This window comes from Colwellia asteriadis (assembly GCF_039523295.1).
GTDB lineage: Bacteria > Pseudomonadota > Gammaproteobacteria > Enterobacterales > Alteromonadaceae > Colwellia > Colwellia asteriadis.
The window spans coordinates 151,539-169,544 of the sequence record NZ_BAAAFA010000010.1 but is presented as its reverse complement, the minus strand read 5'-3'; the positions used below and the strand labels follow the sequence as shown (position 1 = coordinate 169,544).

Genomic DNA, 18,006 nt, shown 5'->3' with positions numbered 1-18,006 from the left:
AACAAATACGCTTACATCGAACTGTATTTTTCACGTAATCGCTGACGAACGAACTCTGCAATAGTGTTGAAAATAAAGGTAAAAACAAAGAGAACAAACGCGGCTAAGAACAAAATACGGTAATGTGAACTACCCACTTCTGACTCAGGCATTTCAACGGCAATATTCGCTGCTAGGGTTCTCATTCCTTGGAAAATACTCCAATCGAGAATTGGCGTATTACCTGTAGCCATTAATACAATCATGGTCTCCCCTACTGCACGACCTAAGCCCATCATTACCGCAGAGAATATCCCAGGGCTTGCAGTTAATAGCACAACTTTAGCTAAGGTTTGCCACTGTGTTGCACCAAGTGCTAATGAGCCACTAGTTAAATGCGTAGGAACACTGAAGATGGCATCTTCAGCCATAGAAAAAATAGTAGGAATAACCGCAAAGCCCATGGCAATACCAACCACTAAAGCATTACGTTGGTCAAAATCAATACCTAAGTCATTAGTAATATATTGACGCATATCTCCACCAAAAAAGACTAATTCTAAAACAGGCGATAAAGCGAAAGCGGCGTATGCTGCTAAGATAATTACTGGAATTAAAATCAATGGCGCTAAAGTTTCAGGCACTTTGGTTTTTAAATCGCGTGGTAAATTATGCCAAACAAAGGCTGTAATTAAGGTCGACAATGGTAAGAAAATAAAAAGTAAGAAAACAGCAGGCAAGTACGCTTCCATTAAAGGTGCTAGCCACAAACCGGCTAAAAACCCTAAAATAACGGTAGGTAGTGCTTCCATCATTTCAATGGTTGGTTTTACTTTTTTACGTAACCCTGGAGTCATAAAATATGCGGTATAAATCGCTGCGGTTAAAGCAATTGGCACTGCAAATAACATCGCATAAAGTGCGGCTTTAATGGTACCAAAAGAAATAGGTACTAATGAAAACTTCGCTTCAAAGTCATCAGAGCCTGAAGTAGATTGCCAAATATAGTCAGGCTCGGCGTAACCTTCATACCAAACTTCTTGCCATAAAGCATGCCAAGTAACTTCTGGATGTTCGTTATGTACACTAAACACATGTAAGGTTTGTTTGACTGAGTCTGTATTTAGGCTTTCACTCATGACGACCAAACCATCAGCACGAGGGGCAATTGCTAGCGCTTGCATATTTTCTTCAACTAACGTGCCTTGCCATAAATGTGCATCACTGGTGGTATAAAATATATTTAACTCGCCCTGTTCATTGAGCGTATAAAAACTTTTGCGAAATTGTTCAGGGTAAATAGCACTAATTGCTGGCTCACCTTGAGTGGCATTAGTTTGACTTTTAAAAGTACGAACTTGCTTAAATTGGCGACCATTATCTGTTGCTACTTCAAACCACTGGCTCACTTGACCTTGGTTATCACCAAGTAATAATGAACTACCGCCAGATAGCAATGCCATTGTTGTTAAATAAGTATTAGCTTGTGAAAATTCAGGGTTAATAGTGGCACGTAAGCTGGCACTGTCGTCATCTAAGTCATAAACAAATACCGTAGAATGCGAGCGTACAAACGCCAAATTTAAATCAGGAGAAATATACACTTCATCAACATCGGTGAACTCATCGCTTATTTCAATAAAGTTAGTTTCATAGTCTGAATCACTGTAGCTAAAATCATCTTCGGCAATAAAACTGGTATAAATAAGACGGCTGTCTTGAGTAAAAGCGACAAATACCATTTTTTCATCACTCATCGCGAAATCAAGTACGCTAATCGTTTCATCTTGTTCATCAATGACTAATGAGCTTTCACCTAATGGATAGCTCACCCGTGGGACAATTTCACGACTGTTGTCGGTATATTGCGCTTGAAAGCTCGGCTTAATTAATTGAATTTTGCCTTGCTCTGTGAGTAATAGTTTATTGTCTAAACCAAACGAGATTACTTGGCTTAATATGTCACCCTGCTCTACTAACGGCTGAGAAAGTGCAACATCTCCAGATTGATACTGATTTTTCGCCTGTTCATCACTGGTTTTCAAGTGATAAAAATTAATGTTACCACTTTGGCTAATTTGATAAGCCACTTCTTTGAGTTCATCAACACCAACACTTAATGTTTCTGTTTTAGTCGTCAGCGCAATTTGGGTTACTGGCTCAACGGTTGCCGACTCAAAAATGGGTTTAATTACATAAAGTAAATAAAGAAAGATCAGTACTAACGTAAATAACACGCTAATACCACCAACAGTTACTAACCACTTAGCGACTGAATTTTTCAGCTCTCGACTGCGGTTTGATTTAGAAACTTTTGCCACGTAAACAACCTTTTGACTCAAATGAGTATCATAAAAAATGATCGAATTAATATCGTGGCAAAGTATAAGACAGTTATGTGACAGTTATATTACAGTATTATTCAATTCACTTATCTGAACGTGCTAATAGCGTTAATTAAACTTGCTGAATCTCTATTAAAGTCTAAGGTGCTTAACAGCTACCTCATCAAATAAACACTCCCAACACAACAGAGTAAAGGGTTTTAGCTGCTAACTCGTTATTTGTGCAGAAAGCATAATAGCTCTGCATAACAAGGTAACTTAATTTTCAACAGTTTGATTACATTTTTTCGCGATAAAACATAGCGGTTGTTCATTATTTATCGTATAAAAGTAATATAGAAAACAATGCTCTTACCTTCACCTTTAACAAATAGTTTGTGCTGATATGAAAGTAGAAAATTTAATGAGTAAAAACCTGATCACATTAAACCTTGATGATGATCTTAATAAAGCACGCGATGTTTTTAATCAGCATAGTATTCATCATATTTTAATTTTAAATGATGAAGAGGAGTTGGCGGGTGTTATTACTGACAGAGACTTGTTCAAAAACATCAGCCCCACGATAGGCACACGTAACGAAAGCCATAAAGATGTAATTCTTGCACATAAGAAAATACATCAAATTATGTCAAGAACCTTAGTTTGTGGGCAAACGGAGCAATCCATTAGCGAAGCTGTACTGCTCTTTCATGACAACCATGTTTCTTGTTTACCCATTATTGACGAACAAAATAAACCTGTTGGTATTATTACTTGGCGTGATATTTTAAAAGTTATTGCCTTACAATATCGAAAAAAAAACAATTAACCTAGGTAAGATGAGTCCACACATCCAATTCAGGTTAAGTAGTTTTTGGAAATATTCTTCGACTAAGCTTTATAAAAATAAACTCTATAAAAAGACTCCCCATAAAAATACAGCTTATAAAACTACTGCTCATAAAAAATGCAGCTTAATTAAGCTGCATTTTTATAGTCAACATATTAAAGCTACTCTTCGTCTGGCTCTAAACCATCAAGTGTTACCCCCGATAAACCGCCCGTACCGCCTTGCTCATTACTACGTAATTTAATCATTAAGCGTAAATCATTAGGTGAGTCGGCATGATGTAGCGCATCTGCATACGTAATAATACCTTGCTGGTAATGTTTAAATAACGCCTGATCGAAGGTTTGCATACCAAGCTCGTTCGATTTTTCCATCACTTCTTTAATACTACCAATTTCACCTTTTTTAATTAACTCACCAATAAATGGCGAGTTAAGCAATATTTCAATGGCAGCAACACGACTATTACCGTCATGTGTCGGCACTAATTGCTGAGCAATAATACCGCGTAAATTTAATGCTAAATCAAACAATAATTTACCATGCTGATCCGCTGGTACTAAATGCATAATGCGGTCAATGGCTTGGTTGGCATTATTAGCATGCAAAGTCGCAATACATAAGTGACCTGTTTCAGCAAAACTTAATGCATGCTCCATAATTTCTCGACTACGGATTTCACCAATAAGAATAACATCGGGCGCTTGACGTAAGGAGCTTTGCAGTGCGGCTTCAAAGGTTTCAGTATCTAAGCCTACCTCACGCTGAGTGATCATGCTTTTACCGTGTTCATGAACAAATTCAACCGGATCTTCTATGGTTAAAATATGGCCGCGAGAGTTACGATTACGATAGCCAATAAGTGAGGCCATTGAGGTCGACTTACCGGTACCGGTACCACCAACAAATAACACTAAACCACGTTTAGACATAACCACGTCTTTTAATACGGGCGGTAACCCTAAATCATCAACTTCAGGAATATCAGTAACAATACGACGAATAACCATGCCCGCCATATCACGCTGCCAAAAAGCAGAAATACGAAAACGACCAATACTTTCAATGTCTATGGCAAAGTTACACTCTTTTTCTTCGTCAAACTGCTTCTTTTGCTTTTCATTCATGGCATCATGAACTAAACCAAGGGATTGCTCTGGCGTTAACACCTGATCATCAATAGGACGTAACTCACCATTAATTTTTGCACTTACTGCTAGCTTTGCCGTAACAAACATATCAGAAGCGTCTTCTTTGACCATTTTTTCAAGTAAATGATGGAAATTCATTTAATGTCCTTGTTCTTATACTACAAATAAACAGGACTTAGCGCCGTCACTAAGTCCTAAAAAGGGAGTCAATTAAAAACCTGAAAACTGGTTTTTATCTACGGCTTTTTCCATCGCATCTTGTTTAGTGATCAAACCACGGTTTACCAAGTTTTGTAAGCATTGATCCATGGTTTGCATACCATGTTGCATACCTGTTTGAATAGCCGAGTACATTTGCGCAATTTTATCTTCACGAATAAGGTTACGAATAGCAGGAACGCCAATCATAATTTCATGAGCGGCTACTCGGCCGCCGCCAACTTTTTTAATTAGCGTTTGCGAGATAACCGCACGTAGAGATTCTGATAACATTGAGCGCACCATTGATTTTTCTTCCCCAGGAAATACATCAATAATACGGTCAATGGTTTTAGGTGCAGAGGTAGTATGTAGCGTCCCAAAAACTAAATGACCTGTTTCAGCGGCGGTCATAGCAAGGCGAATGGTTTCTAAATCACGCATTTCACCAACAAGAATAACATCGGGATCTTCACGTAGTGCGGAGCGTAACGCCGCTTCAAAACTTAAGGTATCGCGATGCACTTCACGTTGGTTAATTAAACACTTTTTATTTTCGTGCACAAATTCTATTGGGTCTTCGATAGTTAAAATGTGATCATGTTTATGATCGTTAATATAATCGACCATTGCCGCTAACGTGGTTGATTTACCCGAGCCTGTTGGCCCCGTAACGAGCACTAAGCCGCGCGGCGTATCAGAAATATCGCGAAATATTTCAGGGCAACCTAAATCATCCAGTGATAAGATTTTACTTGGAATGGTACGAAATACGGCAGCAGGACCACGGTTTTGGTTAAAGGCATTTACCCTGAAACGAGCAAGACTAGGTACTTCAAACGAGAAGTCGACCTCAAGATTTTCTTCATATTCTTTTCGTTGTCGATCGTTCATAATATCGTAAACCAACGCATTAACATCTTTAGCGTCAAAGGCTGGGATATTTAGCTTACGCACATCACCGTCAACACGAATAGAAGGTGGCGTTCCCGTAGATAAATGCAAATCCGATGCGTTGTGTTGCACACTAAATGCAAGTAGTTCGGTTATATCCATAAAAGCCTCTTTTTAGTAAAATTTAGTAATAATAGTCTTATAATTAATAGGTTATAATAACTATAAAGTCAGGTAAGTTAAAACAGTTTAGAAAAATCATATGAACCACATTAAAGATAATCTCGATAAAATTAAAGCTCAAATTAACCTAGCTTGCCAGCAAAAAATACTTTTGACTGCAGATAGCCCCCTAAACAATAACAAAAGCTTAGCTACATCAAATGATAATGCTACGGTTAAATTGCTAGCAGTATCTAAAACTAAGCCAAGCACTGACATTAAACAAGCTTATTTATGGGGTCAGCGAGACTTCGGTGAGAATTACTTACAAGAAGCCCTTGAAAAAATAACTGAATTATCTGATTTATCTGATATTTGCTGGCACTTCATTGGCCCAATCCAGTCGAATAAAACCAAACAAATAGCGCAAAATTTTTCGTGGGTGCATAGTGTTGATCGAGAAAAAATAGCTCTGCGGCTTAATCAACACTTATCCGATGAGGGTTCTAACATCGCTAACGATAGCGAGAAAAAACTCAATGTATGCATACAAATTAATATTAATAACGAGCAAAGCAAGTCAGGATTAAATGAAGCTGAGCTATTTTCTTTAGCTGACATTATTCATCAGTGTGATAGGCTTACCCTGCGCGGTATTATGGCAATCCCAGAAAAGAATGCACAGGTAGAAACTTACCAAAAAATGCAGAATATGTATCTGTCATTAAAAGCGAAATATGCCACGGTTGACACGTTATCATTAGGTATGTCTGATGATTTATCTATAGCTATCGCGCATGGCTCAACCATGGTACGTATTGGTAGTGCCATTTTTGGCGCCAGAGCAAAAACAGTACAGTAATTAAAAATTCGATGTAGCACAGGCTACTTGATTCTCAATTTACTAAGGAATATTCAATGAAAAAAATCGCCTTTATTGGTGCGGGTAATATGGCTCGCGCAATTGTTATAGGGTTAGTTAATTCCGGCGTTACGCCTAGCGACATTATAGTTGCTAATCCATCCCCAGAAAAACGTTTAGCCTTAGCGAATGAATTCGGCATTATGCACACTGACGATAATATAAAAGCGACTGAGTTTGCCGACATTATTGTTTTATCAGTAAAACCACACTTTATTTCTGATGTTTGCCAACAACTCACCAAGGCTTGTGATATTAGCCAGAAGTTATTTATTTCGGTTGCTGCTGGCCGAACCGTTGCGCAAATTCAACAAGCCTTAGCCTGCAATGCTGCTGTAGTGCGTGTTATGCCAAATACTCCATCTCAACTGGGTTTTGGTATGAGCGGCTTGTTTGCCTCTCCTGAAGTTAATGATGAACAAAAAGCCGCTAGCGGTAAGCTAATGAGCGCGGTTGGCAAAATTATTTGGCTAGAGACCGAAAGTAAGATTAATGATGTGATTGCTGTAGCAGGCTCTGCACCTGCCTATTTCTTCTTATTTATGGAAGCGATGGAAACCCACGCCAAATCATTAGGCTTTACGGATGAAGAAAGCCGCATGCTAGTGCAACAAACAGCCCTTGGCTCGGCACAAATGGTCGCACATAATAGTGAATCTATTAGTACGCTACGTGGTAATGTCACCTCAAAAGGCGGCACAACACATGCTGCTATTGAACAGTTTAAAGCCGATGGTATTGAGCTGATGGTAAAAAATGCTATGAATGCTGCCATAGCACGCGCTGAAGAAATGGCAAAATAGCGTTACTAAACTTTAATAGCAGATAAAGTCATTAATAATACGTTTATCTGCTATCACATTTGATCAAGAGAGAGAAAAACTATGGAAGCCATCATTTATTTGCTGAGATTTGCCTTCGATGCCTTATTGATGATTTTAATCATGCGTGTTTGGTTACAATGGGTAAAAGCTGACTTTTATAACCCATTAAGCCAATTTATTGTTAAAGCAAGTAATCCATTGGTTGTGCCATTTCGCCGTATTATTCCTGGCTTTGGTGGTATAGATTTATCAACTATTGTCGTTGCTTACATTGTTGCGACCTTAAAGTTTTTCACACTCGCCGCTATTGCCGGTGAAAACTTAGGCACATTAGCGTTTTACATTGGTTTATTGGTGTTAATAAAACAGGCTGGATTTTTACTGTTTGTTATTATGATCATCATGGCAGTGATGAGCTGGGTAGTACAAGGTTACAATGCAACCTTAATGGTATTTAGCCAATTAACTGAGCCATTTTTGCGCCCTATTCGCCGCATTATTCCTAATATGGGTGGTTTAGATTTATCAATGATTATCGCTTTCTTACTGATGAATGTGATTAATATTTTATTATCAGGTTCGTTACCGTATTGGTCAGCCCTGTAGTGTAATGAAATCACTCTTAGCTAAGGTAAAGTAAGCTAAGCTAAGCTAAGAGTGAAAAGCACACACAACTAACAACTAACAACTAACCTATAATTACACCGCCAACCCCATTGGAGAATCCCCATGAAAAATGTAATACCTGCTGTGGTTATTTCGCTTGTTTTAGCATTATTTTGCACGACAACAGCCTATGCTGAAAACATGAAAAAACTCGGCACAATGAACGTACATTATATGGCTATCGGCTCAACTTTTTTTACTCCTGAAATAGCCAAAGCCTATGGTATAACGCGTAGTCGTTATAATGGGCTAGTCAATATCGCTGTTATTGATAATAGCAAAAAAGAAAAACCTGCTAAATCTGTGAGTATTACCGGTAAAGCAAAGAATAATGTAGGGCAATTTAAAGACTTAGAGTTTACTGAAGTTAAAGAAGGTAACGCTATTTATTATTTAGCCCAAGTTAAATACAACAATGAAGAAACCATTCATTTTGATCTTATGATCAACGATGGTAAAGAGCAGCAGCAATTAAAGTTTTCGCAAAAGTTTTATGTTGATTAGCCTTAACGTAAACACAGGCCAATAAAAAAGGTTACCTTAACGGTAACCTTTTTTATTAATGAGCTAAATATTAGCTAAATGCTAATTAGACACTTCTTCGTGAGACTAGCTCGATATGAATACAGTATTAGTTAACCTGAGCTCGGCTTAACAAATGTTTCTCTAGCAGCTATTTTTCCTAACTTCTTCGTTAAATTTACTTGCAATAGGCCAGCTATTGACGCGAAATTTTCCTTGCTTATCATATGAAGAAAAGCTATCAAGCTACCGATTCAGAAAAATAATTTTTGCTGATATTTCAATTTATTAAGTATCTCTTAAACCAAGTTTAGGTTAGTTAAATTGATTAACAACCTGTGAAACAACATCATTAATTGTTGCTGATGGTGTTTCTTTATCATCTGACGACAAACGTTTAGTTGCCCAACCATGCCATACTGGTTGATGCGTTTTAACATCATAAACATCAATCGCTAACTTACCTTGAGTATATTGTCTTACGCTAGTGTCTGTGCCCATTGATGCGCCGTAAAAACCACGGCCGCCATAGTAACCACTTCCCCAACCAAAGCCAGTGTTATAAGTAGATGGGTAGCTGTTTACCTTAATTTCTTCTCTACTGCCTACCGTATAAGAAATAGTGAAGTCAGCTTTTTCAGCGTCGTCAATTAACTGATAACCTTTAGCAATGAAAGCTTGTTCAATGCTTTCATCAACACGAACTTTCATTACTGGGTTAATATCTGTTGGTGGCGCCATTATTTTAGCTGTGGTCAACCAAGCAAATGTTTTATAGTTTTTAGTATCAATATTAGTGTTTTTATCAAAACTAATTTTTGCAGAGTTACTTGTACAGCCAACACTTAATATAAGTAAAGTGGTAACTAAAAGTAGTTTAATTTTAAGCATCGTATCTTCCATTTGGCGTTTGTTGGTATATTCCAAAGTAATACATCAATAACAATATTACTGTTTAGAAATGTAATCACTGTAAATATAAATCATAACAACACGTTAATACAGGCAAACTGTAATTAAAATACGAATAGCTACTAAAAACCGTATTAAAAGCTAAAATCAACCTTCCGAGTAAATTAAAAAAATCCTTTATTACAATAACGTATTTAATGGTTGACATCATAAAGTAAAGCCTTTAAAAATAGTGCTAAGTATCTTTTTATTTATTGATAATAATGTTTTCTACTATTAAGCAAATCACTTTTACCTCTGTCCTCTTATTGGTCGTCGTTGTCACTTAGTGGCGGGGAGAGTTGTGCTTAGTCAATTAACATTAAGTCAATTATCATAAACCCCCGCTCTTTTATAAGTCGGGGGTTTTTTATTTGGCGCAGATCAGTTTTATAAAGAGCAAAATTAAAGCAACAATAACTAAATAATATATAAAGTAGGATAACAACATGGCAACTGAAGTGTTTAGCGGTGCTGAAATGGTGGTAAAATCATTATCCGCGCTTAAGGTGAAATACATTTTCGGCTACCCCGGTGGCTCAGTTTTAGACATTTATGATGCTATTTTTCAGCAAGATGAAATAGAGCATATTCTAGTACGTCACGAGCAAGCAGCAACTCATATGGCAGATGGTTACAGTCGTGCCACGGGTGAAGTTGGTGTGGTACTAGCGACTTCTGGCCCAGGCGCAACTAACTGTGTTACCGGTATTGCCACCGCGTACATGGACTCTATTCCTATGGTTGTTTTAGCTGGGCAAGTTGCCAGTTCACTCATTGGTAATGATGCCTTTCAGGAAACCGATATTGTCGGTTGTACCCGTCCTATCATTAAACATAGCTTTAACTGTCGCAGCTTAGCTGACATTCCTGACGCCATAGCTAAAGCGTTTTATCTTGCCAGTACAGGTCGCCCTGGACCCGTTGTGGTAGAGCTACCTAAAGATATTTTAATTCCACAAAACAAAGCCCCTTTTCACATTAATACCGACGTTACCATGCGTTCATACAACCCAAATGTTAAGGGGCACCCAAAACAAATCAGAAAAGCAGTTAAGGCAATCAATAACGCCAAAAAGCTTGTTGTATATTCTGGTGGCGGCGTGGTGTTATCAGACTCTTCTGAGTTATTAACTCAACTTGTTGAAACCTTAAAAGCGCCAACAACTAATACGCTAATGGGGTTAGGCGGACTTTCCGGTACTCATAAACAATTTATTGGTATGTTAGGTATGCATGGCAGCTTAGAGGCCAATAAAGCCATGGCTAATGCTGATGTTATTTTAGCGCTTGGGGTGCGTTTTGATGACAGGGTAACAAATAACGTTGAGAAATTTTGTCCTAATGCGACCATTATTCATGTTGATATTGACCCAACGTCTATTTCAAAAACCATTAATGCTCATATTCCTGTGGTTGGTTTACTCAATGTTGTTATGCAGCAACTGTTAGATGAACTTAAAGCCATTGAATATACTCCAGATGAAACAGCGCTAACTCAATGGTGGCAACAAATTAACCTATGGCGTGATAGAAAAAGCATTAGCTATCAGCAAGATCACGATCAAAAAATCAAACCACAACGTGTTGTTGAAGCGCTTTACAAAGTCACTAATGGCAAAGCCTATGTTTGCTCTGATGTTGGTCAACACCAAATGTTTGCTGCACAATATTACCCGTTTGCCAAACCACGCCAGTGGATAAACTCAGGTGGTGCTGGCACTATGGGCTTTGGCTTACCAGCGGCAATGGGCGTAAAAATAGCTTTTCCTGATAAACATGTCATTTGCATCACCGGTGACGGCTCTATTCAAATGAATATTCAAGAGCTTTCTACCTGTATGCAATATAACTTACCTGTAGTTATTGTCACGTTGAATAACCGCTCTTTAGGTATGGTTCGCCAATGGCAAGATATGGTGTATGACGGACGCCATGCTTCTTCTTATATGGAGTCGTTACCTGACTTTATTAAATTGGCAGAAGCTTATGGCCATGTTGGCATCAAAATAGATACCTTAGATGAGTTAGATGACAAATTAGCACAAGCATTTAGCATTAAAAATCGTTTAGTTTTTGTTGATGTACTCGTTGATGAGAAAGAGCATGTTTACCCTATGCATATTCGCACTGGAGCAATTGATGAAATGTGGTTAAGTAAAGGAGTAAAAGCATAATGCGTCGTATATTAGCTATTTTAATGGAAAATGAACCCGGCTCACTATCACGTATCGTCGGTCTTTTTTCACAACGAGCTTTTAATATAGAAAGCTTAACCGTAGCCCCCACTGACGATAACACCTTATCACGTATGACCATTGCAACTCGCGGTGACGATAAAGTATTAGAGCAAATTGTTAAGCAAGTGAACAAGCTTGTTGATGTGTTAAAAATTACCGACATTACTGATCGCCAGCATATTGAGCGTGAATTATTGTTAGTGAAAGTGGTGGCGATAACAGAAAAAGCACGTACTGAAGTAAAACGTATTACTGATATTTTCAGAGGTAATATTGTTGATATTGGTAAGCAAATATACACCATACAACTGACAGGTAATGCCGATAAGCTCAATGCCTTTATTGAAACATTAAAGCATGAAACTGAGATTTTAGAGTCGGTACGTTCAGGCTGCGTTGGTATTGCTCGCGGTGATAAAGCGTTAAGAGCATAGTGTTTTAGATTGAACCTTTAACAGATAAAATCAAAATATAGGAATTAAAGCACAGAGTTACAGTACAGAATTAAAGTACAGAGTTAAAGTAATCGCTCACAAAAAAGCCTGACTCGATAACACCAGTCAGGCTTTTTATTCGCTTAATAAGTACGCTAAGTATCTAAGCTGATATTTTAGCCCAAGTATCACGCAAGCCAACCGTACGGTTAAACACTAACGCGCCCTGCTCTTGAATATCGTTATCTAAGCAGAAATAACCTTGTCGTTCAAATTGGTATGCTAACTCAGGCTTAGCTTGCGCTAACGCAGGCTCAACTTTAGCATGATTAATTACCACTAATGACTCAGGATTTATCACTTCTTTAAAGTCACTTTCTGCTGCTGGGTTTGGCACTGTAAATAAACGATCGTACAAGCGTACCGTTGCATCAAGTGATTTTGCTGCATCAACCCAATGAATTACGCCTTTAGGTTTAGTACCATCGGTTGGATTTTTACCTAGAGTTTGATCGTCATAACTACAATAAACCGTAGTTACGTTACCGTCTTCATCTTTGTCGCAACCCGTTGCCGTAACAACATAAGCACCACGTAAACGTACCGCTTTGCCTAACACTAAGCGTTTATATTTTTTATTAGCTTCTTCTTTAAAGTCTTCAGCTTCAATGTAAAGCTCTTTGCTAAATGGCACAATACGCGTACCTTGCTCATCATCACTTGGATGGTTTTTAACAGTTAACTCTTCCGACTTATCTGCGGGGTAGTTCTCAATCACTAATTTAATAGGGTCAAGCACTGCCATTGCGCGCGGTGCATTGTCATTTAAGTCTTCACGAATACAAGCTTCAAGCACGCTCATTTCAATGGTGTTATCCATTTTGGTCACGCCAATACGTTTTGAAAACTCACGTAATGAGCCTGGGGTATAACCACGACGGCGAAATGCTGCAATCGTTGGCATGCGCGGATCGTTCCAGCCATCTACTAACTTTTCTTCAACTAAGGTATTTAGTTTACGCTTACTCATTAACGTATATTCTAAATTTAAGCGTGAAAATTCATACTGGCGTGGTGTTGCTGGCACAGACACGTTCTCAATAACCCAGTCATATAAACGACGATTATCTTGGAACTCTAACGTACAAATAGAGTGAGTAATACCTTCAATAGCATCCGATAAACAATGCGTAAAATCGTACATTGGGTAAATACACCATTTATCACCTGTTTGGTGATGGTGAGCAAAACGCACGCGATAAATAATAGGATCGCGTAAACACATAAAGCTTGAACTCATGTCTATTTTTGCGCGCAACGCACAAATGCCTTCTTCAAATTCACCATTTTTCATTTTAGCGAATAAGTCTAAGTTTTCTTGTGGCGAAGTGTCGCGATATGGACTGTTTTTTCCTGGTTTATTTAACGTACCGCGATATTCACGTGTTTCATCAGCATTTAAGAAACATACATACGCCAAGCCTTTTTCAATTAACTCAACCGCATAACCATGTAATTGGTCAAAATAATCTGAAGAATAGTGAATATCTCCTGCCCACTCATAACCTAACCACGAAACATCTTTTTGGATAGCATGAACATAATCAATGTCTTCTTTCTCAGGATTGGTATCATCAAAACGTAAATTACATAACCCTTGATAATCTTGTGCAATACCAAAATTTAAGCAAATAGATTTAGCGTGACCAATATGTAAAAAGCCATTAGGCTCAGGCGGGAAACGGGTTTGAACCTTACTATGTTTGCCACTTGCTAAATCTTCATCAATGATATTGCGAATAAAATTTGTTGGGCGGTTTTCGGTATCCGACATTTAGAATAAACCTCAAAAAAAGAAACTAGACACTTGCTATATTCAGGCATTATAACAAGGGATTGCAAGAGCGAATAGCGTTAATAAAAGCCTTTTATACTTTGTTCAATGATATTTAGCTAATTTGCTTAGGTTAGGTAACAGGTATCATTATTAAAATACCTTATTTAGGCGCATTGTTTAAAAAGCTTAATAACTTTTCACTGCATAAGTGGCCATTAACTACACTCTATTAACTCTGTTCGCATTAATAAGCTACGGTTTAGATGAAATAGATTATGTGCTTCTTCCATACTAATGGCCTCAAACCTCACGCTACTCCCTTGCTTAGCTTGGGCAAGTTTAGCCGTATCAAAGGCAATAACCGAGCCTATTTTAGGGTAGCCGCCAATTGTTTGCCTGTCATTAAGTAAGACAATAGGCTGTCCATCACTGGGGATTTGCACCGCCCCATGACAAATACCTTCAGATAAAATACCGTTAATCTTTGATTTAATCGCCTTACCCGTTAGGCGATAGCCCATACGATCACAATTTGCAGAAACTTGATATTCACTACTAAAAAATAATCGTTGCTGTAGCGCTGAAAAGTGCTGTTGTTGATAACTTAATATAGTACGCAATACAATGGCGTCATGGTATTGCGGCTGTTGCTTACATGGCAGTTTTAATCGCACTATACTTTTTATAGCCTTGTTATCATGCTCTCTATTTTGATGTGCTAACTTATCCGTTGAACACATCAACATATCACCTGCAACTAATTTACTGCCATCACCGTGCAAGCCACCAATATTTTCTCTACACACGGTCGCACTACTGCCAAAGCAATCACCCAACACTTCATTAGTAACAGAAAAACCGCCATAAACAGCCAAATAACTACGCAGTCCATGAACGGCATAACCCAATTCAATGACATCTCCTGCTTTAACAAAGTGACTTTGCCACAATGCTTTAGCGTGGCCATTAATGGTTAGCGGCATGTCAGCACCAGTTAAGGCAATAATGCTGTCAATACAGGCAATTAGGGTTAAACCACCAAGGCTTACTTCAAGCATGGCGTCATTGGGTTGGTTATGGCATAAACGATTAGCCCAATAAAACGCGGTATTATCTAGTGGCCCACCATTAGTTAAGCCATTATTAAATGCACCATAACGCCCACCATCTTGCAACAAAGTGAGCATACCAGGGTTTTGTACTTTAAATAACGATGTAAGATTATTCATTAATCATGCTACCGTGTTGGGCATTGTCTAGCACGCCGCCTAAAGCAATAAATTCTTGTTTAGAAATGCCTTTAAACTTTACCCTGTCTCCTACGTTAACAGGCATTGATGGCTTACTTTTAAGGCTAAACATTTCAATTGGACACAAACCAATAATATTCCAGCCACCTGGAGATTCGCTTGGGTAAACGGCCGTTTGTCTGTCAGCAATAGCAACCGCTCCCTTAGGGACTTTCAGTCGTGGCGTTGTTAACCGCGACATGGCAATACGTGAGTCAACCTCACCTAAATAAGCAAAGCCTGGTGCAAAACCAATAGCATAAACCCGATATTCTTGTGCTTGATGAATAGCAATAACCTCATCAATACTTAACTGTGCTTTACTGGCAATAGCCAATAAATCAGGACCTGACTCTGTGGAATAGTATACGGGCAGCTCTATTATCTCACCACGTGATGCGCTATCTAGACTGAGATTCGTTAGTAACGAGCGCAGTTTATTGCGTAATTGATGATGATCAAGCGCTAACATATCAAACATCACTAAAATAGACGCGTACGAAGGGATTAAATCAATGAAGCTGCCTTGCAAGTTAGCGCGAATTAACTGCTCGGCTTGATGAACAAGGGCTGCAGTTTCGTCACAGGCCTTATCAGAAAAATAAATAATTAACGCATTTTCACCGGCAATACTAATGGTTGGTGCACTATTTATTGTCATTCATTTATCTCTGCTAGTTAATTTCTGCTAGTTAATCGGAACTTGGCTTATTTAACTTGAGCAATTAATGCCTTGATGTCAGTGATCGCTGCAACGCCAGCAAGATTATCACCATGAACACAAATACTATCAACCTTCAACGTTAATACTTTACCGCTAATGCTGGTAATAGTACCTTGTTCACAGAGCTGTTTAACCTGCTTTAAAGTATTTTCTGTTGAGTGAACAGCTTCAGCTTTTTGACGAGAAAGTAAGCTGCCATCATCATCGTAACATCTATCGGCAAAGGCTTCTGCTAATAGCTCAACATCATACGCTTGTGCTTCTTGTTGATGCTGATTAAATTGTGGCGTCGCCTGTATCATTAATTTAAGTACCGAATTTTTGTTCGTTTTTTGCCGAGCTTTTTGATATTGAGATACCGCTTTAATAATAGCTATTCGTATTGTGGCGTTTTTCATCATGTCGTTGTATAGCGCGCCATGAGGTTTAACATAGCTTAGCTCTAGCTCTTCAGCCTTAGCCATGCCGTCAAGGGCCGCTATTTGATAGAGTATAAAAGCGTTAATTTCTTGCTCTGTACAATTAAGAGAGCGCCGACCAAAACCAACTAAGTCTGGGTAACTAGGGTGGGCACCAACGCTCACTTGCTGCTGCTTTGCTAGTAATAAAGTTTTTTGTATGATCAGCGGATCACCGGCGTGAAAACCACAAGCAATATTGGCTTGGTCAATATGAGGCATCACCTGCTCATCTAGCCCCATAGTCCAACTACCAAAGCTTTCACCTAAATCGCAATTTAATTTCATCTGCTATCTCGCTATCATTTATCTAACGCGATTATATACATGTTAGCTGGTAAAGTGCAGATTTTCGTGATTCACACGGCACAATATATCACTGAGTAAAACGCTTACTTAACCGCGGCAACTAACTCACCAGAAAAACGAACTTTTTGGCCATCAAGTAAACGTTCTCCGCCGCGTACGACAACATTATCGTTTGCTGCTAACTCACCAATAACCGATACCCAGCGTTCAATACCTTGACCCACAAGTACTGACACTTTTTTAGCCTGGTGATCTGATACGGTTAATACATAGGTTTCATTTTCACGTAACACTAAAGCATCGCGAGGTACTAAAATCGCATCCCTAGGAGATTGCTTAGGTAAAGAAACTGTGACAGCGCTGCCCGCGATAATCGCTAAGTTATCGGCGGCAAGTCTCACTTCAAACGTGCGAGATAATTGACTACCCGCTTGGCTCCAAGTGCGAATAGGCAACTGAATTAATTGTTGCTGCCACTTTACCATTACTTTTTGACCGCGGGTTAAAAAAGGCGCAATAGCAATAGGCGCCGCAATACTAACATCTAAGTTTTTAGTATCGGTTAATTGTAATAAGGGTCTACCAATGGTGATCAGCTCCCCAACATGAGCAAACTGCTCGCTAACATTACCGCTAAATGGCGCAACTATTGCCGTTTTTTCAATAGCTAATAAGGTTTGCTCAACTTCAATAGACAAAGCTGCCACTTCGTTTATTGCAACGGTTAAATCTTTACTAACGCGTTCAAGCTCACTGAGCGCAGAATTATTTTTTTCACTTAACGTGGCAAAGCGAGCTTTCTGCCCACGTAGATAATCAACATTCGCTTGATGCTGGTTAACTTGCGCCTGTTGTCGCTTTAATTGCAATTTTAAATGGCGATCGTCTAATTGCGCCAGCAATTGACCTTGTTTGACTTGGCTGCCAACTTCTTCCACCCAAAGTAATTGACCGGTTTGCTCTGCTGAAATAGGGGCATTTTTACGGCTGATCACATTGGCTGGTAACCACATGGTAGGATTAACTTGCTCTTTTTTAACTTGTTCAATACTGACTAAATGCCCCTGCTCAGGCTCTTGTGCAAAGGCTTGTCCACTAAATACCATCATGACTAATGTTGTACTAGCAGCTAATAGCTTGAGCGCTCTTATTCTTTGAACAACCTGTCCGCTTTTATTTAATTTATTTAATAATATCATGTTCATCATTTCCCTCAGAAGTCTCTACTAATTAGGTAACTCATCCATTCGTTTATTCGTTTATTCGTTT

The 18,006-nt window shown here is 38.7% G+C and carries 15 protein-coding genes and 1 pseudogene; 7 read left to right on the top strand and 9 right to left on the bottom strand.

The window, feature by feature from the left end:
* Positions 1 to 11: 11 nt before the first annotated feature.
* On the bottom strand, positions 12 to 2,300 hold the full coding sequence (locus ABD005_RS14800; protein ID WP_343818399.1) for an ABC transporter permease subunit: 2,289 nt from the start codon (positions 2,298 to 2,300) through the stop codon (positions 12 to 14).
* A 409-nt stretch (positions 2,301 to 2,709) separates the two neighbouring features.
* Here ABD005_RS14800 and ABD005_RS14795 point away from each other — a divergent pair, with 409 nt between their 5' ends.
* Positions 2,710 to 3,135: a CBS domain-containing protein gene (locus tag ABD005_RS14795; protein ID WP_343818397.1), complete on the top strand. Its 426-nt coding sequence runs from the start codon at positions 2,710 to 2,712 to the stop codon at positions 3,133 to 3,135.
* Positions 3,136 to 3,317: 182 nt separating this feature from the next.
* Here ABD005_RS14795 and ABD005_RS14790 read toward each other — a convergent pair whose 3' ends face one another.
* Both ABD005_RS14790 and ABD005_RS14785 read right to left on the bottom strand, forming a co-directional pair.
* Entirely contained in the window at positions 3,318 to 4,445 is a 1,128-nt protein-coding gene (locus tag ABD005_RS14790) for a PilT/PilU family type 4a pilus ATPase (RefSeq protein ID WP_215981098.1), read from the bottom strand.
* Positions 4,446 to 4,517: 72 nt separating this feature from the next.
* Positions 4,518 to 5,561 (bottom strand): type IV pilus twitching motility protein PilT, encoded by a 1,044-nt coding sequence (locus tag ABD005_RS14785; protein ID WP_215981097.1) that lies wholly within the window; start codon positions 5,559 to 5,561, stop codon positions 4,518 to 4,520.
* 100 nt (positions 5,562 to 5,661) lie between these two features.
* Between ABD005_RS14785 and ABD005_RS14780 the strand changes: the two genes are divergently transcribed.
* The 4 genes and pseudogenes from ABD005_RS14780 (at position 5,662) to ABD005_RS14765 (ending at position 8,477) form a co-directional block, all read left to right on the top strand.
* Positions 5,662 to 6,423, top strand: coding sequence for a YggS family pyridoxal phosphate-dependent enzyme (locus ABD005_RS14780; protein ID WP_343818394.1), 762 nt, complete (start codon positions 5,662 to 5,664; stop codon positions 6,421 to 6,423).
* Between the two features lie 53 nt (positions 6,424 to 6,476).
* A pseudogene (gene proC / locus ABD005_RS14775) lies at positions 6,477 to 7,286 on the top strand (pyrroline-5-carboxylate reductase); the annotation flags it as partial.
* A gap of 81 nt (positions 7,287 to 7,367) precedes the next feature.
* On the top strand, positions 7,368 to 7,913 hold the full coding sequence (locus tag ABD005_RS14770) for a YggT family protein (RefSeq protein ID WP_215981094.1): 546 nt from the start codon (positions 7,368 to 7,370) through the stop codon (positions 7,911 to 7,913).
* A 123-nt stretch (positions 7,914 to 8,036) separates the two neighbouring features.
* Positions 8,037 to 8,477: a DUF4426 domain-containing protein gene (locus ABD005_RS14765; RefSeq protein ID WP_215981093.1), complete on the top strand. Its 441-nt coding sequence runs from the start codon at positions 8,037 to 8,039 to the stop codon at positions 8,475 to 8,477.
* A 333-nt stretch (positions 8,478 to 8,810) separates the two neighbouring features.
* On the opposite strand, the gene ABD005_RS14760 is transcribed toward ABD005_RS14765, so the two are convergent.
* Positions 8,811 to 9,386: a DUF4136 domain-containing protein gene (locus ABD005_RS14760; RefSeq protein ID WP_215981694.1), complete on the bottom strand. Its 576-nt coding sequence runs from the start codon at positions 9,384 to 9,386 to the stop codon at positions 8,811 to 8,813.
* A gap of 509 nt (positions 9,387 to 9,895) precedes the next feature.
* Here ABD005_RS14760 and ABD005_RS14755 point away from each other — a divergent pair.
* Positions 9,896 to 11,623, top strand: a complete 1,728-nt coding sequence (locus tag ABD005_RS14755) for an acetolactate synthase 3 large subunit (RefSeq protein ID WP_343818392.1) — start codon at positions 9,896 to 9,898, stop codon at positions 11,621 to 11,623.
* Positions 11,623 to 12,120 carry an acetolactate synthase small subunit gene (ilvN, locus tag ABD005_RS14750; RefSeq protein ID WP_343818390.1) on the top strand — a complete coding sequence of 166 codons (498 nt, stop codon included), beginning with the start codon at positions 11,623 to 11,625 and terminating at the stop codon, positions 12,118 to 12,120. Before ABD005_RS14755 ends, ilvN begins: the two co-directional genes overlap by 1 nt.
* A 163-nt stretch (positions 12,121 to 12,283) precedes the next feature.
* Here ilvN and glnS read toward each other — a convergent pair whose 3' ends face one another.
* The 5 genes from glnS to ABD005_RS14725 all read right to left on the bottom strand — a co-directional run bounded on the left by glnS (position 12,284) and on the right by ABD005_RS14725 (position 17,936).
* Entirely contained in the window at positions 12,284 to 13,954 is a 1,671-nt protein-coding gene (glnS, locus tag ABD005_RS14745) for a glutamine--tRNA ligase (protein WP_215981691.1), read from the bottom strand.
* A gap of 218 nt (positions 13,955 to 14,172) precedes the next feature.
* Positions 14,173 to 15,186, bottom strand: a complete 1,014-nt coding sequence (locus ABD005_RS14740) for a 5-oxoprolinase subunit C family protein (protein WP_343818388.1) — start codon at positions 15,184 to 15,186, stop codon at positions 14,173 to 14,175.
* Positions 15,179 to 15,907: a 5-oxoprolinase subunit PxpB gene (gene pxpB / locus ABD005_RS14735; protein ID WP_343818386.1), complete on the bottom strand. Its 729-nt coding sequence runs from the start codon at positions 15,905 to 15,907 to the stop codon at positions 15,179 to 15,181. The genes ABD005_RS14740 and pxpB overlap by 8 nt, the downstream gene beginning before the upstream one ends.
* 47 nt (positions 15,908 to 15,954) lie before the next feature.
* Positions 15,955 to 16,716 carry a 5-oxoprolinase subunit PxpA gene (locus tag ABD005_RS14730; RefSeq protein ID WP_343818385.1) on the bottom strand — a complete coding sequence of 254 codons (762 nt, stop codon included), beginning with the start codon at positions 16,714 to 16,716 and terminating at the stop codon, positions 15,955 to 15,957.
* Positions 16,717 to 16,820: 104 nt separating this feature from the next.
* A complete protein-coding gene (locus ABD005_RS14725) occupies positions 16,821 to 17,936 on the bottom strand; it encodes an efflux RND transporter periplasmic adaptor subunit (RefSeq protein ID WP_343818383.1) in 1,116 nt (371 codons plus the stop codon).
* Positions 17,937 to 18,006 lie beyond the last annotated feature (70 nt).

What these genes read in the sequence shown, in the direction of transcription:
- ABD005_RS14795 (WP_343818397.1), top strand. Translation starts at nt 2,710, where the DNA reads ATGAAAGTAGAAAATTTAATGAGTAAAAACCTGATCACATTAAACCTT.
- ABD005_RS14790 (WP_215981098.1), bottom strand. Translation starts at nt 4,445, where the DNA reads ATGAATTTCCATCATTTACTTGAAAAAATGGTCAAAGAAGACGCTTCT.
- ABD005_RS14785 (WP_215981097.1), bottom strand. Translation starts at nt 5,561, where the DNA reads ATGGATATAACCGAACTACTTGCATTTAGTGTGCAACACAACGCATCG.
- ABD005_RS14780 (WP_343818394.1), top strand. Translation starts at nt 5,662, where the DNA reads ATGAACCACATTAAAGATAATCTCGATAAAATTAAAGCTCAAATTAAC.
- ABD005_RS14770 (WP_215981094.1), top strand. Translation starts at nt 7,368, where the DNA reads ATGGAAGCCATCATTTATTTGCTGAGATTTGCCTTCGATGCCTTATTG.
- ABD005_RS14765 (WP_215981093.1), top strand. Translation starts at nt 8,037, where the DNA reads ATGAAAAATGTAATACCTGCTGTGGTTATTTCGCTTGTTTTAGCATTA.
- ABD005_RS14760 (WP_215981694.1), bottom strand. Translation starts at nt 9,386, where the DNA reads ATGCTTAAAATTAAACTACTTTTAGTTACCACTTTACTTATATTAAGT.
- ABD005_RS14755 (WP_343818392.1), top strand. Translation starts at nt 9,896, where the DNA reads ATGGCAACTGAAGTGTTTAGCGGTGCTGAAATGGTGGTAAAATCATTA.
- ilvN (WP_343818390.1), top strand. Translation starts at nt 11,623, where the DNA reads ATGCGTCGTATATTAGCTATTTTAATGGAAAATGAACCCGGCTCACTA.
- glnS (WP_215981691.1), bottom strand. Translation starts at nt 13,954, where the DNA reads ATGTCGGATACCGAAAACCGCCCAACAAATTTTATTCGCAATATCATT.
- ABD005_RS14740 (WP_343818388.1), bottom strand. Translation starts at nt 15,186, where the DNA reads ATGAATAATCTTACATCGTTATTTAAAGTACAAAACCCTGGTATGCTC.
- pxpB (WP_343818386.1), bottom strand. Translation starts at nt 15,907, where the DNA reads ATGACAATAAATAGTGCACCAACCATTAGTATTGCCGGTGAAAATGCG.
- ABD005_RS14730 (WP_343818385.1), bottom strand. Translation starts at nt 16,716, where the DNA reads ATGAAATTAAATTGCGATTTAGGTGAAAGCTTTGGTAGTTGGACTATG.
- ABD005_RS14725 (WP_343818383.1), bottom strand. Translation starts at nt 17,936, where the DNA reads ATGATATTATTAAATAAATTAAATAAAAGCGGACAGGTTGTTCAAAGA.